The sequence below is a fragment of the Streptomyces sp. NPDC045026 genome (assembly GCF_056432625.1).
In genome coordinates, this window is sequence record NZ_JBWKIS010000075.1 from 1 (window position 1) to 1,087 (window position 1,087).

Annotated in this window: 1 protein-coding gene and 1 pseudogene; both read right to left on the reverse strand. The window is 68.2% G+C overall.

Features of this window, described 5'->3' with window-relative positions:
• A pseudogene (locus AC07EJ_RS46090) lies at positions 1 to 211 on the reverse strand (integrase core domain-containing protein); the annotation flags it as partial.
• Positions 212 to 241: 30 nt separating this feature from the next.
• Positions 242 to 1,087 (reverse strand): integrase core domain-containing protein (locus AC07EJ_RS46095; RefSeq protein WP_478886542.1); only part of this gene is annotated, 846 nt, incomplete at its 5' end.

The window sequence follows — 1,087 nt, forward strand, 5'->3', positions numbered from 1 at the left end:
GGCAAGGGCAACGTAGCGGGCGGGCGTTCGCAATGCCTTGATGAGGCCGATGGGAGTTGTAGAACTGTTCGAACTCGCGCAAGGCGTGGAGCAGGTGCCGCTGATTCCAGATCAACGTGTGGTCCAGCAGCTCGCGCCGGCAGGTCTGCACCCACCTCTCCATGACTGAGTTCATCCGCGGCATCCGGACGCCGTTGAGGACGCTCTCGATCCTGTGCCGTTCGGAACTCGTCGCTGCTGGTCAGGCTGCGTATTCGTACTCGTTGATGACGCCGCCGAGTACTCGGGTGCGGAGGAGTCGACGCGCGGCCAGGTCGGTCGGGGGCGCTGGGTGCTTGTGGGCGAGGGGTGGAAGCTGTCCCCGGGCCTGGTGCGGGCGGTGACGGTTGTAGTGCCGGGCGTAGGCGTCCAGGGTCCGTCGGGCGTGGGCCTCGCTGCATATCAGCAGGTGGTCGAGGACCTCGCGCCGCAGGGTGCCGATGACCCGTTCGCAGTGCGCGTTCATCCGGGCAGCTCGCGGCGCGGTCCTCACGACCTCGATGTCGTCGGCCGCGAAGACTGCATCGAAGGACTCCGTGTACTTCGCGTCCCGGTCGCGGAGCAGGAAACGCAGCGAGTCTGCCCGCACACCCAACTCGATGGCCAGGTTTCTTGCCTGCTGCACCGTCCAGGGCCTGGTGGGATGGGCGGTCACGCCGGCGATGTGCAGGCGGCGCGTGCCGTGCTCGAGGAAGACCAACGCGTACACCCGGCGCAGATCGACGAGATCGATGTGCACGAAGTCGCAGGCGATGATGCCCTCGGCCTGCGCGGTCAGGAACTCATGCCACGTCGGCCCGCCGCGGCGCGGGGCGGGATCGATTCCGGCCGCCGTCAGGATCCCCCGGACCGTCGTGGCGCCGATCGAATGCCCCAGACGAACGAGTTCACCTTGGATCCGACGGCAGCCCCACCGCGGATTCTCCCGGGCCAGCCGCAGCACCAACGCCTTCACCACGCTCGCGGTCGGCGGCCTGCCCGGCCTGCTCCGCCGCTTGCTGTAGTCCCACTTGCGCGCGATAAGTCTGCGGTGCCACGCCGGCACAGT